Origin of the sequence: Lentzea atacamensis, from assembly GCF_003269295.1 — a bacterium.
GTDB classification, from domain to species: Bacteria; Actinomycetota; Actinomycetes; order Mycobacteriales; family Pseudonocardiaceae; genus Lentzea; species Lentzea atacamensis.
The window spans coordinates 597,041-610,343 of sequence record NZ_QLTT01000001.1; the positions used below are offsets into that span (position 1 = coordinate 597,041).

The 13,303-nt window shown below is 69.1% G+C and carries 10 protein-coding genes; 6 read left to right on the top strand and 4 right to left on the bottom strand.

What is annotated here, in order from left to right:
• The first annotated feature begins 96 nt into the window (after positions 1–96).
• Genes C8D87_RS03060 through fxsT form a run of 3 tightly spaced genes read left to right on the top strand, consistent with a single transcriptional unit; the run spans position 97 to position 6,985 of the window.
• Positions 97–1,542 (top strand): VMAP-C domain-containing protein, encoded by a 1,446-nt coding sequence (locus C8D87_RS03060; RefSeq protein WP_146771609.1) that lies wholly within the window; start codon positions 97–99, stop codon positions 1,540–1,542.
• A 2-nt stretch (positions 1,543–1,544) separates the two neighbouring features.
• Positions 1,545–2,576: an AAA family ATPase gene (locus tag C8D87_RS03065; protein WP_112225450.1), complete on the top strand. Its 1,032-nt coding sequence runs from the start codon at positions 1,545–1,547 to the stop codon at positions 2,574–2,576.
• A complete protein-coding gene (gene fxsT, locus C8D87_RS03070) occupies positions 2,573–6,985 on the top strand; it encodes an FxSxx-COOH system tetratricopeptide repeat protein (RefSeq protein ID WP_112225451.1) in 4,413 nt (1,470 codons plus the stop codon). Before C8D87_RS03065 ends, fxsT begins: the two co-directional genes overlap by 4 nt.
• 4 nt (positions 6,986–6,989) lie before the next feature.
• Here the strand turns inward: fxsT and C8D87_RS03075 are convergent, their stop codons facing one another.
• On the bottom strand, positions 6,990–8,546 hold the full coding sequence (locus C8D87_RS03075; protein WP_233441875.1) for an HEXXH motif domain-containing protein: 1,557 nt from the start codon (positions 8,544–8,546) through the stop codon (positions 6,990–6,992).
• 388 nt (positions 8,547–8,934) lie between these two features.
• Positions 8,935–9,357, bottom strand: a complete 423-nt coding sequence (locus C8D87_RS03080) for a class I SAM-dependent methyltransferase (protein ID WP_112225453.1) — start codon at positions 9,355–9,357, stop codon at positions 8,935–8,937.
• Positions 9,358–9,451: 94 nt separating this feature from the next.
• Between C8D87_RS03080 and C8D87_RS03085 the strand changes: the two genes are divergently transcribed.
• The 3 genes from C8D87_RS03085 (at position 9,452) to C8D87_RS03095 (ending at position 12,560) form a co-directional block, all read left to right on the top strand.
• On the top strand, positions 9,452–10,084 hold the full coding sequence (locus tag C8D87_RS03085; protein ID WP_325049615.1) for a GNAT family N-acetyltransferase: 633 nt from the start codon (positions 9,452–9,454) through the stop codon (positions 10,082–10,084).
• Between the two features lie 100 nt (positions 10,085–10,184).
• The gene (locus C8D87_RS03090; RefSeq protein WP_233440017.1) at positions 10,185–11,501 is read left to right on the top strand and encodes a cytochrome P450; all 1,317 of its coding nucleotides are present in this window, start codon (positions 10,185–10,187) and stop codon (positions 11,499–11,501) included.
• 135 nt (positions 11,502–11,636) lie between these two features.
• Positions 11,637–12,560 (top strand): hypothetical protein, encoded by a 924-nt coding sequence (locus C8D87_RS03095; RefSeq protein WP_109639466.1) that lies wholly within the window; start codon positions 11,637–11,639, stop codon positions 12,558–12,560.
• Positions 12,561–12,605: 45 nt separating this feature from the next.
• On the opposite strand, the gene C8D87_RS45625 is transcribed toward C8D87_RS03095, so the two are convergent.
• Together C8D87_RS45625 and C8D87_RS45630 are read right to left on the bottom strand one after the other, a co-directional pair.
• The gene (locus tag C8D87_RS45625; RefSeq protein WP_170166292.1) at positions 12,606–12,923 is read right to left on the bottom strand and encodes an FtsX-like permease family protein; all 318 of its coding nucleotides are present in this window, start codon (positions 12,921–12,923) and stop codon (positions 12,606–12,608) included.
• Entirely contained in the window at positions 12,898–13,161 is a 264-nt protein-coding gene (locus tag C8D87_RS45630) for a hypothetical protein (RefSeq protein WP_170166293.1), read from the bottom strand. The genes C8D87_RS45625 and C8D87_RS45630 overlap by 26 nt, the downstream gene beginning before the upstream one ends.
• Positions 13,162–13,303: the final 142 nt, after the last annotated feature.

The window sequence follows — 13,303 nt, forward strand, 5'->3', positions numbered from 1 at the left end:
GCCATACTCCGAACACCGACCTCGACCGGGGAGGCCAGGATGGTGTGGGCGGAGGAGAGTGCTGAACGCGGTACTCTGTGGCCTCTTGTCGACGCCATGCGGAAAATCACCTGTCTGGCGGATCGCAGTGGCCGCAACCTGGTAGCCCGGATGGTGTGTGACGAACTGCGCGAGCAATTGCCGTTCGAGGAGCACAAACAGGCGGTCGGACACCTGTACAGCCTGGCAGAGGTGTGCACGCAACACCCGAAAGGGCTGACCGCGTTGCAGCGCGTGCTCGAACGGATTGAGCAGGGCTCGAAGCCGATGGCAGCGCTGCGGGCAATCGTTGCGGAGATGACAGCACTCGAAATCCTTCCGGCGGAGGAAACCAAGAGGCTGTTCACGTTGCTGCACGGCGTCGTGGTGGCCGACATCGCCGATATTTACGAGACCATCGCGGGTCCGGCGGCGCCCCGGCTCCGCGAGCAAACGACCTATCTCGAGGTGTTCCGCGCACTTGAGACCATGAATTCCGATCCGAGCGGAATACCGAAACCGCTGCTGCTCGTCGAGCACATCGCGGCCAGGGTGCGACCGGAGCTCGCGATCGAGCTGCGCCGGTGGGTGGAGCACCAGGCCATCCGGATGGATCTCGCGCACGAGCTCAAAGCCGTGCGGGACAACGCCCCGGACACGCCGGACCTGCTGGCGCCCCCGCCCCGCTCCGCGGCCTATCTGTTGCTGCAGCTGCAACGCGAGGGCGCCACGGGCGACCGGTACCGCCTGTCGCACTGGCGGCAGCTCGACCTGTCCCAGGGCTGGTCGCCGCACCGCGGCCGGGACCTGGTCGACGATCTCGAGGCGATGAAGGAACACGTCGCCGCGCTCATCGAAGAGGTCGAGGAGAACTGGGGGCAGTACCGCCCCGACATCCACATCGAGATCATCCTGCCCAGCGAGATCATCTCGCTGGACGTGGACCAGTGGCCGTGGGAGACCGACAGCCTGATTCCGGAACCGATCGGCTGCCGGTACCCGTTGGTGGTGCGCAGCCTCGACCGGATGGTGCGGCGCAAGTGGCACCGGTCCTGGCACGCCCGCTGGGAAGTGCTGGTGACGCAGCTCAAGATCAGCCATGCGATCAAACGCGACTCCGCGTGCTGGAGCCGTGCCTCCACGGGCGACGGGTTGCGCGAGCTGATGTCGAACTTCGAGCGCAAGCCGAAGCTCGTGTCGCTGGTGCTGAGCGCGCCGCCCCAGGTCGAGAAGGCGGGCCAGGACGAGGTCGCGGTCGGGCTGAGGGCGGGCGTGCCGCTCATCGTGTGGCATCGGGAGAAGTGCGACTCGACCGAGTTCGTCGCGATGGTCGAGGAACTCCTGCACGGCGAGGACGATCCCCATCACCTGCTCGAACGGGTCCGCTTGGCACGTGCGACAGCCTTCCAGGAGGGCTCGGCGGCGAGGCACGTCTGCGAGAAGTTGACGATCTTGTTCGATGACCCGGCAAGGGTGGTGGTGCCGGTCCCGCCGGCAGCGCCAGAAGGGGTGTCGGTGGCCTGAGTATGAGCGAGCAGCTCGATCCGTCCGGATGGCACGTGTACCGCGGCACCGGGGATGCCGCCGAGTCACCCATCGCCGAACTGCCCGAGCCGCCGCCGTGGCGCAGGTTCACGGGCACCGGCGAGGTCACCCGTCCTCCCGACGACGGGTCCGAGGTCCACCGCCGGATCGGCGCGTTGCTGCGGACGCCGCGCAAGCCGCAGCCGCTCGAGGTGCTCATGGTCAACGCGGCGATCTACCTGCGCAGGCCGTTGCTGGTGACGGGAAATCCGGGTACGGGCAAGTCGTCGCTGGCGTACCTGATCGCCAGAGAGCTCGGACTGGGTCCAACGTTGCGGTGGCCAGTCACGAGTCGCACGGTGCTCAAGGACGGCCTGTACCTGTACGACGCGATCGGACGCGTGCAGGCCGCGGCGAGCCAGGGGCCCGGCAGCGAGTCCGACATCGGCGACTACGTCCACCTGGGTCCGCTCGGCACCGCGCTGCTGCCGTTCGACCTGCCGCGGGTACTGCTGATCGACGAGCTGGACAAGGGCGACATCGACCTGCCCAACGACCTGCTGAACGTCTTCGAGGAAGGCGAGTACGACATCCCGGAACTCGTCCGGCTGGCGAGGAGGCAGCCGGACGTCTCCGTGTTCACCGCCGATCGCGGCGGCTCGGCGGTGGTGCGCAACGGTGTCGTGCAGTGCAGGCAGTTCCCCATCGTCATCATCACCAGCAACGGCGAACGCGAGTTCCCGCCCGCGTTCCTGCGCCGATGCCTGAAACTCCACTTCGAGGCACCCGACTTCGACCAGCTCGGCGGCATGATCGCCGCTCATCTCGGCGAGGCGGAGGGTGTCGACGTCGCCCTGCTCATCGCCGACTTCCTCGAGCGCAGCGCGCAGCTCGGCGGGCTCGCCTCCGACCAGCTGCTCAACGCCGTGCACCTGGCGACCCAGCTCGCCACGTCCGGCTCGTACCAGCTGGACCAGGACTGGAACAAACTGCTGACCGCGATCTGGCACCCGTTGTCGTCGGAGGTGGGATGAGCCGGCTGCCCAGGGACGAACGGACCCCGGTCGACGCGTCGACCGGGTTTGACGCTGTTGTCCTGCAACAGTTCGTTCAGACAGGCGGCCAGGACCAACCACTGTCCACATCGGACCTGACCTACCGCGAGGTGCGGGACGCGCTCTGGCTCGCCCGGCAGCTGCACCGGCCGGAACCGGCGACGCCACCGGCCCCGCCGGACGACCCGGTTCCTCCCGCGGCAACCGAGCAGGACGAGCCGGACCGGGAAAGCCCGGCGGCGGCGGAAGAAAACAAACCGGAACCCCGCGACATCACCACCGCACCCGCTCCGCCCGAACCTCCGAAACTCGCCGAGGAGGAGAACTGGACACCGGGACCGGCCAACGTTTTCCCGATCCCGGTCGGCGATGGCGCCACGACGAACGGCGACTCCGCGCTCGCCTGGCCCACGGTGCCCGCGCTGTCGGAACCCCGCCGGATCGCGGGCGCGCTGCGGCCGTTCATGCGGCCGGCGCCGTCGCCGTGGCGCCGGGTCCTGGACGAGGAGGCCACGGCGGTGCGCGCGGCGCAGGAAGGCCTGTGGCTGCCCGAGTGGCGACCGGCGCCCTCGCGCCAGTTCGACGTGGTGCTGGTCGCCGACACCGCGCCGTCGATGGAGATCTGGCGGCAGACGGTCCAGGACTTCTTGGTCCTGTTGCAACGCCAGGGAGCGTTCCGCGACGTGAGGCTGCTGCGTCTCGACTGTTCCAAGGCCTCGCTCGCGGACCTCGTGCTGCGACCGGAAGGCCAGCAGGAGCGCGGACATCACTGGTCTGACCTCGTCGATCCGACGGGCCGCCGGATCGTCCTGGTGATGACGGACGCCATCGGCCGCGCGTGGCACGAAGGCGCGGCGAGCGAGCTGCTGTTCCGGTGGGGACGGGTGATGCCGACCGCCGTCGTGCACGTGCTGGAGCAACGATTGTGGCGGTGGGGCGGTATCGCGACCCGCCGCGTCCGGCTGTGCGCGCCTGCACCGGGATCGGCCAACAAGGACCTGCGCGTGCGCGTGGTCGAGCCGGACCTCGCACTCGACGTCGGCGATCCCGCCGCGATCCCGGTGCCCGTCCTCGGGCTGTCGGCCGAGTGGTTCGCCGGCTGGTCGCGGCTGCTCACCGCGCCGGGCTCGGAATGGGTCGAGACCACGGCGGCGATGGTGCAGCCACGCCCGGACGAACCCGTGGTGAGCACACCGGAAGAGCCTGCCGAGAAACTGACGGCACGCACCAGGGTCATGCGCTTCCGGACGCAGGCGTCGGTGCAGGCGTTCCACCTCGCGGGTCTGCTGGCCGCGACACCGCTGAGCCTGCCGCTGATCAAGCTCGTCCAGCGGATCATGCTGCCGGGCGCGAGCCTCTCCGTCCTCGCCGAGGTCGTGCTCGGCGGGCTGCTGAAGAGCGTGCCCGCCAAAGGATCCTCGCCGGATCCGACCCGCGTGGCCTACGAGTTCCACGACGGCGTTCGTGAGGAATTGCTCTCGGGAGTGCGCCGGTCGGACACGATCCGGGTCGCGCGAATGGTCGGCCAGTACGCCGATCGCATCAACGCGACATTGCGAAATTTCGCCGCCGCACTCGATGCGCCGAACGACACCGCCGATCCCACGCCGAACGCCGAAAACCTTCCGTACATCCGGGTGCAGGAGGCGGTGTTCCGCGCACTCTCCGGCCCGTACAGCAGGCGAGCAAAGCGTCTTGCGACCTCTAGACTTCGCTTGGAATACGACGTTCCTGTATCGATACAGCAGCTTGAACGGCAAGCGGAGCAGGAGAAATCCAGCGTGCAGCTGACCGAACCCCCGAACGTGACCGCTTCGACCGGCGGCGCGTTCTCGGCCGAGGGAGAAGACGTGACCGCCCCAGAATTCCCTCTTTCGGTGGAACAACGACGCGAAGGTATGAGCAAACCTCAGGTGTGGGGCTCGGTTCCGCTGCGAAATCCCGACTTCGTCGGCAGGAAACAGCTGCTGGAAAGCCTCCGCCAGCGCCTGCTCGAACCCGGCGCCACTGCCGTTCTTCCCGAAGCACTGCACGGCATGGGCGGTGTCGGCAAGTCCCAGACGGTCGTCGAATACATCTACCAGCACGCTGCCGAGTACGACATCGTCTGGTGGATCTCGGCCGAGCACCCGGCACAGATCACGGCCAGCCTGGTCGAGCTGGCGAAGAAGATGGGCCTGCCCACGGCGGCGACCGCGGACACCGCGATTCCCGCCGTGCTGGACGCGCTGCGGCGCGGCGAGGAGCCCTACTCCCGCTGGATCCTGGTGTTCGACAACGCGGACCGCCCCGAGACCGTCCGTCAGTTCTTCCCCGCGGGTTCCGGTCATGTCGTGGTCACGTCGCGCAACTCCGAGTGGGGCAACATCGCGCGGCCGGTCGAGGTCGACCTGTTCACCCGCGCCGAGAGCAAGCAGCTGCTGAACCGGCGCGGTGGTGAGCTGACCGACGCCGACGCCGACCGGCTGGCCGAGGCACTGGGCGACCTGCCGCTGGCCATCGAGCAGGCGGCCGCCTGGCGGTCGCAGACCGGCATGCAGGTCTCGGAGTACCTCGACCTCCTCGAGCAGAACCGCATCGAGCTGCTGGAGGCCGGTACGTCGAGCGACTACCAGCTGCCGGTCGCCGCGGCGTGGAACGTTCCGCTGAACCGGTTGAAGCAGGAGCACCGCGCGGCTCTGCAACTCCTGCAGGTCTGCGCCTTCTTCGGCCCGGAACCCATTTCCCGCAAGCTGTTCAGCGGCGCACGCGGCACGCCCGTGCCCGAGGCGCTCGCCAAGGCGTTCGCCGACCCGATCAAGCTCAACCGCGCGGTGCGCGAGATCAGCCGGTACAGCCTCGCCAAGATCGACCACAGGAACAACACGTTGCAGCTGCACCGGCTCGTCCAGACCGTGCTGAAGAACCGCCTGAACGCCGACGAGCAGGACGTCATGCGGCACGCCGTGCACGAGCTGCTGGTCAAGGGCGATCCCGGCGACCCCGACAGCGCGGCCAACTGGCCGCAGTACGCCGCACTCCTTCCGCACGCGACCATGTCGAAGGCGGTGAACTGTCATGACGACTGGGTGCGCGAGCTGATGATCAATCTCGTTCGCTACCTGCTCGCCAGCGGTGACTACGGCGGCGCGCTCGACTTCTCCGAGCAGTGCATCTCCGTCTGGCGGGACAACCTCGGCGAGACCAACCTGGGCACGCTGAAGATGTCCCGCTGGCACGCCATCGCACTGCGCAGGCTCGGCAAGATCGACCAGGCGATGGAGCTCAACGAGAAGACCCTCGGCCTGCTGCGCAGCGAGGTCGGCGAGGACAACGACGCCTTCCTCAGCATGCTCGACACCGTCGCGGCCGACCGGCGCACGAAGGGCAGGTTCACCGAGGAACTGGAACTGCAGCAGCAGGTGTACGAGCGGTCCAAGATCATCCTCGGCGAGACCGAACCGGACACGCTCTACTACGCGGCCAACCTCGCGAGCTGCTTCCGGATCATGGGTGACTTCTTCCGCGCACGTGAGCTCGACCAGGAAACGCTGAGCCGCCGGAGCGTCGTGCTGGGCGAGGACCACATCCTCACGTACCGCTCCCGCAACGCGCTCGCCATGGACATCCGCGAGTCCGGGGACTACGTCGCCGCGGGCAAGCTGCAGGAGGAGACGCTCGAGAAGCAGAAGGAGCTCTTCGGCGAGGACCACCCGTTCACCATCGGCGCCATGCGCAACCTGGCGGTCGCCCTGCGCAAGGCGGGTGACCACGAAGGCGCGCGGCAGCAGTCCGAGCAGTGCGTGGCCCTCTACAGCCGCCGTCACGGCGAGAAGCACATCGACACCGTGACGTCGTTGATGTGTCTGTCCGCGGACCTGCGGCTCATACCCGACCTGGCGAGGTCGCTCGAACTGGCGGCGCAGAGCCACCGCCTGTTCAAGGACATTCGCGGCGAGGACCACCCGTACACCCAGATCGCGGCCACGAACCTCGCGGTGACGTGCCGGCTCGCCGGTGACCCCGGCAGGGCCCGTGCGCTCAACGAGGAGGCCGTGGCGAAACTGCGGGAGTTGTTCCACAACGACCACCCGTTCACGATGGTCGCGGCGACGAACCTCGCCAGTGACCTCGCGGCGCTCGGCGAGCACGAGAACGCCATGACGCTCGACGAGGACCTGCTGGCCCGGTCGACCGAGGTGCTCGGCGCAGAGCACCCGTCGACGCTCGCCGTGGCGCTGAACCTGTCGATCGACCTGACGAACGTGGGCCGGGCGGAGGACGCGGCGATCCTGCACTCGACCACGATGGCCGGATTCCGCAGGGCGCTCGGCGACAACCACCCGGCCACGTTGGCGGCGAGCCAGTCGGTGCGGGCGAACTGCGACTCGGACACGATGGAGCTCTGAGGGATCAGCTCGCCGTCATCCAGGCGGCGAGCTCTTCGGGTGCAGGCGGTGCACCGGTGCGTGCTGTTACGCACGCGTGCACCGCACGCACAGTCGCGGGCTGATCGAGCAATGCGGCGACCTGAGAGGCGAGACCCAACCCGATCCAGGCGTCCACGTCACGCGGATCCCTCCGCACCCGGCGCGCGTACGCCGCTGCCGCACTGCCGCGCTCCCCGCGGGCGAACATGGCTTCCGCCGACTCCAGCGACACCGCCCGTTCGAACCGATCCGGCGCCAGTGCCCGCATCTCCAGCAGCACACTTCTCGGCCTGGCAGCGGTGGTACCGCCCGGCACGACCTCACTGCGCGCCCGGCCAGGACACGGCGCATCCCGCATCCAGGCGTCCGCCAGCACCACGACGTCGGCGGGTTCCGGCCGCAGGTGGTGCATCCGCCACACCGCGCGGTGCTCTGCCAGCAGATCGGCGACGGTCCCGGCCAGGTCGTCCGGCACGGGCGCCGTCTCGCACACCGACACCCGCACCGAGGCCGCCGCGACGAACGCACGTCCCAGATCGGTGAGTCTCGTGTTGCCGCGCAACGAGTCGACGGCAGCACGTACCTGAGCGCGCCGCAGCGCGAAGGAGAACCAGGCGCGGCGGGCCTCGGCGGGAGGGACGAGGTCGCGCTGCACGTGCCAGAACTCGACCACGGCCGTGAACGCGTAGATCCCGTGCAGCAGGCCGACGAGCCCGCGCGGATCGTCACGCCACGGCGCGTACACCCAGCCCGGCTCGGTCGTGGTCAGGTCGACGAGGTCGACCAGCGCGTTGAGCTTCGAGTGCTGGATCTCGTGCACCAGCGCCTCGGCGAGCTGGGTCGCCGTCGCCTTGGCGGACATGGCGATCCCGCCGAACGCGTTCGACGACGACGCGGCGAACACCGAGGTGCCGGCACCGAGCGGGATCAACGCGCGCAGGCCCGCCGCAAGCTCGTCCGCGCACCCCGGGTGCCACCGCGTCAGCAGGTGCCAGGCCTCGTCGAGCAGCTTCGCCCACTCCTCCCGCTCGACCGCGTCGAGCGGGGCGGGAGCAACGGGCGTGGTGAACTCGCGATGCGGGTCCAGGTCCTCGAACGTGATCGCCAGCGTCCGGCCGCCCGCCGAGACCCGGTGATCCCTGGCGCGCAGGAAGGTGCCGCCGTGCGCCACCGCGACCTCACCGCCTCCGATGCTCAACTCGGCCTGTCCGGCGGGGAACCCGGTGGACGGCAGCTGCCACTGCCCCACGGTCGGCAGCATCACCGCGCCGTGCACGACGGGGACCGAGATGGCGCACTCCAGTCCACTTCGGACGGCTGCCGCGGCGGCGACCGTGTGCAGCACCCCGGCTTCCCGCCAGGACGGTGCCGCACCGGCGATGTCGTGCAACGCCTTCGCCAGACGGACGCCCACGGTCGGATACATCACCACGTCTTCAACCACGGCTGGCGCGATGTTTTCGGCGTCAGCGAGCAAATTCCACGCGTGCTCGACATCGTGCAACGCCCCGACGGATGCCTCGAACAACGACTTCAGCATCAACCTCCGAATGCTGTACTGGCCTTTTCGCAACGCCGCCGTGCTTTCGGCGTCGATTTGCCCGGCGCAGATCTGTTCGAAGACCGAACGCGGTAGCCGGAGTGTGGCCGGGGTGCCACCACTCAACGTTGTTCCTGGACGGCGTCGCCAGGAGTACAGCTACGGGCGTTCGACATCATCCGCGCAATCGCGTCGTCGAGCTCCGGTCCCCGGAAATTGCGAAGCGCCGAGAGGGGAATCCCGGTCAGATCCATCTGGTGGGTCAAGAGATCCGGTCGCGAATCCATCGTTGGCCCTCCCTCGCCCCGACAGCAATTCCATCATGCCCGCCAGGAGACGGTATGGGGAGCGCCCAGCGCGGCGAATTCCTCTCGTCCGAACGGATTCGTCACCCGTGCGGGGCGGCCGCCCTGGCGAGAACGCGCCGCCGCCCGTCGGAGGCCGCCGGCACCCGCCGCGAGCACCGCGTCGACGGAGGCCGTGCCGAGCCCGATGTCCGTGAGCTCACCGACCCCGAACTCGGTGGGATCGCCAGCTCCACAGCGCGCTGCCGGGCCTGGTCGATCGCGACGGCGGAGAAGTCCACGCCCATGAGCCGGCAGCCGGTGCGCCGGACGATCTCCAGGCCGTGGCCGCTGCGGCCGCACGCGAGATCCAGCAGGACCTGGCCGGGCGCGGGTCGAGGATCGCCACGACCTCGTCCAGCCCCGGCCGGCTCAACAGGCTCGTGGACTGCAGATCGGGAGGAAGAGCGAGCATGCGCCGTACGAGCTCGTCGGCCACCGGAGACTCGACCCGGTCGGCGTACCAGTGGTCGAAGTCCTCAGCACTCCTCACACCTCGACCATGCCACAGCCGGCCAATTCGGTTGATCTCCCCAGGCGGCCACCGGTCCACTGTGGCGGGTGAAGATCCGTTCCACCGCCGGCATCACCACCGTGGGGGTGCTGCCCACGCACCGCCGTCAGGGCGTGCTGACCGAGATGATGCGGTTCCAGCTCGCTGACCTGCGCGAACGTGGCGAGTTCTTCGCCGTGCTGCTGGCGGCCGAGGGGCAGATCCACGGCAGGTTCGGCTACGGGCCGGCTACGTTCGCACTCGACCACGACCTGGTGACCGAGGTCGCGTTCAAGCACTTCCCCACCGACCATCCGCTGCGCTGGCGGCTCGCGGACGTCAACGCCGGTCAGCTGAGCGGTGAGATGGACTGGCTGTGGGTGCGACTGCTGGACGTTTCGCGGGCACTCGCGACGCGTGGCTACCGCACCGGCGGTGACCTGGTGCTGGAGGTGCACGACCCGTTCCTCGGCGAACACGACCGCTACCTGCTGAGCGTCCGCGGCGGCGAGGCGGAGTGCGTGGGGACGGACCGCGAGCCGGACCTGTCGCTCGACGTGCGCGACCTCGCCTCGATCTACCTCACGCGAGCAGCGCGCAGGCGTCCGCGAGGGCCGACGTACTCTTCGGCGCAGCACATGCGCCGCACTGCCCGCAGTGGTTCTGATCGATCTCTGGCCCAAAGTATGACGGCGCGTTAGGCCCAGGTATGACGACGTGTGATCGGCGTCGTCGTTATTGTCCGTTCCGGTGGCGACCAGGCGCCACGAAGACCCTTTCCGCCGAAGGGACAGCCACCTCATGAGGGAAGTTCTGCAGTCAGCGACGGACATGCGTTCGCGGGTGACCGGATGGATGAGCAAGCGGCTGCTCGCTCACCTCAGCCGGACCGGCTTCGACCTCGAGTCGTCGTGGTTCGTGCCGTCGCGCGTGCTGGCACCACTGCGGCGCAACGGGCTGAACCCGGTGCCCGAGCTGGCGCGGATGCAGGCACAGGGGCCGATCACGCGTTTGCCGCTGCCGGTGACGGTGTGGCTCGTGACCGGCTACGAGGCGTCGAAGCGCGTCCTGGTGGACGTCGAGTCGTTCAGCAACGACTTCGGCCACTTCAAGGAGCTGGGGCTGTTCGCGGAGGAGGCACCCGGCGGGCTCGGGTTCAGCGACCCGCCGGAGCACACGCGGCTGCGCAAGGTGCTGACGCCGGAGTTCACCATGCGGCGGCTGTCCCGGCTCATCCCGCGCATCGAGGCCATCGTCGCCGACCAGCTGGACCTGATGTCCATGAAGGACGGCCCGGTCGACCTCGTCGAGGACTTCGCCATGCCAGTGCCGGCGCTCACGATCTGCGAGCTGCTGGGCGTGCCCGCGAGCGAGCGCGAGGAGTTCCAGCGGCGCAGCGTCGCCCGGTTCGACCTGGGTGGTGCCGCGACGGCGTCGTTGTCCGCGGTGTCGGAGTCGGTCGTCTACTTCCGGGAGCTGGTGCGTGCCCAGCGGCTCGCGCCCACCGACGGGCTGCTCGGCGAGCTCATCCGCAAGCACGGTGACGAGCTGGAGGACGACGAGCTCGCGGGCCTGGCCGACGGGCTGCTCACCGGCGGGTTCGAGACGACCGCGAGCATGATCTCGCTCGGCACGCTCGCGATGCTGCGGTCCCCCGGCCTGTTCGGCCGGGTCCGCGACGACGACGAGGCCGTGGGCGGCGTGGTCGACGAACTGCTGCGCCACCAGTCCGTCGTGCAGGTGGCGTTCCTCCGCGTCGCGCGCAAGGACGTCGACGTCGCGGGAACGAAGGTGCGGGCGGGTGACATCGTCGCGTGCTCGCTGTCGCAGGCCAACCGCGACCCGGGCGTCTACGCCTCGCCGGACGACATCCAGCCGGACAGGGCCGCCGGCCAGCACCTCGCGTTCGGCTACGGCGCGCACCGCTGCATCGGCGCCGAGCTCGCGAAGATGGAGCTGCGGATCGCGTACCCGGCGCTCGTCCGCCGGTTCCCCGAGATGCGGCTGGCGGTGGACCCCGCGGCGCTGTCGTTCCGCAAGCTCTCCATCGTCTACGGGCTGCACTCGCTGCCGATCCACCTCGGCAAGCACGCCAGCCCGATCCATCCGGATCTTTGACAGAGGCGGGTGGGGGATGGCCTGATACACCCAACTTTTGCAGATCGGGGTTGAGGGTTCATCCCTCATGCCTTCGTGTTCGCGATCCAAGAGTCTTTACCTACCAACGCAAACCGCGACCGGAAGGTAAAGACAATGATCCGCAAGGCCATCATCGCCGCCGCCACCCTCTCGACCATCGCGCTCCCGGCCGTCGCCGCCGCCGACCCGGTCATCGGCCAGCCGACGCCGTGCGTGAAGGTCACCGACCTGGTGGGTCCCGACTTCTCCGTGAAGCAGTGCGGGATCAGCGACGTCGACCAGCACCGCGCGGGTCTGGAGAGCAACGGTGGCGCGTACTGCGGCCCGGCTTCGCTCTACAACGTGCTGCACTACTGGGCGCACGAGAAGAACGCGCCGGTCGGCTGGCTGACCACGAAGGTCAAGGAGCTCGACCCGCAGGACCAGACCGACTACAACGTCATCACCAACTCGATCTGGCGAATCGGCGTGGACGCCAAGTACGACGGCGGCACCAGGATGAGCAACCTGCGCAACGCCTGGATGATCGCCACCAAGCCTGCCCGTGACGCCGGTTGGGCCGCGGTCACCGCGGGGGTGGACAGCAACGGCGCCGCGGACTTCGGCGGCGACCTGGCGAAGAAGCTGGCCCGCGGACCCGTGCAGATGGTCTACGGCCGCTACTCGGAGGGCCCGCAGAACAGCCTGCAGCGCGGCGGTGGCCACATCGTCACGCTGGTCTCCGTCGACGGTTCCTTCGGCGGCAACACCCTGCAGGTCCGCTACATGGACCCGGGCCGCGCCTCCGACCACGGCGTGGGCGACTACCTGAAGACCCAGTCCGACTACGCGACGCTCAACGCGACGCTGACCAAGAAGGCCGTCTACGAGTACATCCCGGTCAAGGACAACCCGGACACCGCGATGGACGAGAGCCTCACGCCGGGCACCTACCGCTGGGTGACTCGCTGGCAGCTCACGACGCCGGGCTCGACCGCGCCGACCACGCAGCTGGTCGAGGGCTACAACTGGTTCGACATGGCGCCGCCGGTCGGCTGATCACCGCGACGAGGCCACCCCGGACTCGGGGTGGCCTTTCGGCGTTCACTCACGGACACCGATCGTGTGGATGGGTGTGGGGCGCAACGACAAGCGGGTGGACACCGCGATCGACACGGCGCCCAGCAGGGCCGCTCCGGCGAGCACGCCGAGGTAGACCCAGATCGAGCCGCTCGGCAGCGGGACACCGGTGAAGCCGATCGCCAGCAGGGTGAGGGGCAGTGCGGCCACCGCCGTGCCGAGCACCGCGGCGAGACCGACTGTCACCAGCGCCTCCGCCCGCATCATCCGCACGATCTGCCGGCGTCCGGTGCCGACCAGGCGCAGCAGGGCGAACTCACGCCGCCGTGCCGCCGTGGACATCACGAGCGTGTTGGACACCGAGATCGCGAAGTCCGAGGATGACGCCGACGGCGACCAGGTTGAGCAGGAACTGGGTCCGCTGGTCGCCCTGGTCCTGCGCCGCCACCCGCTCGGTCACCGTCAGCCCCGGATAGCGGCTGACCAGGTCCTTCAGCGCGGAGGCGGTGCCGGACCTCACGGGCACCGCGCTGTCCAGGCCGGCGCTGGTGTGGGCGCGGGCGTCGGCGGCGGACAGCACGTGATCGCCGAACCCGGGCGTCCGGAACGATCACGCAGGCTGCCCGGACCGAGGTAGAGCCTGCTCCACCCCGGCGCGAGTTCGTCGGCACGGACAGATCCGGCCACCCGGATTCGTCGGCTACGACGAGGTGACCGCGGGG

Excerpts from the sequence above, each read along its gene's own strand:
- C8D87_RS45625 (WP_170166292.1), bottom strand. The coding sequence starts at position 12,923 with ATGTCCACGGCGGCACGGCGGCGTGAGTTCGCCCTGCTGCGCCTGGTC.
- C8D87_RS03095 (WP_109639466.1), top strand. The coding sequence starts at position 11,637 with ATGATCCGCAAGGCCATCATCGCCGCCGCCACCCTCTCGACCATCGCG.
- C8D87_RS03060 (WP_146771609.1), top strand. The coding sequence starts at position 97 with ATGCGGAAAATCACCTGTCTGGCGGATCGCAGTGGCCGCAACCTGGTA.
- C8D87_RS03090 (WP_233440017.1), top strand. The coding sequence starts at position 10,185 with ATGAGGGAAGTTCTGCAGTCAGCGACGGACATGCGTTCGCGGGTGACC.
- C8D87_RS03065 (WP_112225450.1), top strand. The coding sequence starts at position 1,545 with ATGAGCGAGCAGCTCGATCCGTCCGGATGGCACGTGTACCGCGGCACC.
- C8D87_RS03075 (WP_233441875.1), bottom strand. The coding sequence starts at position 8,546 with ATGCTGAAGTCGTTGTTCGAGGCATCCGTCGGGGCGTTGCACGATGTC.
- fxsT (WP_112225451.1), top strand. The coding sequence starts at position 2,573 with ATGAGCCGGCTGCCCAGGGACGAACGGACCCCGGTCGACGCGTCGACC.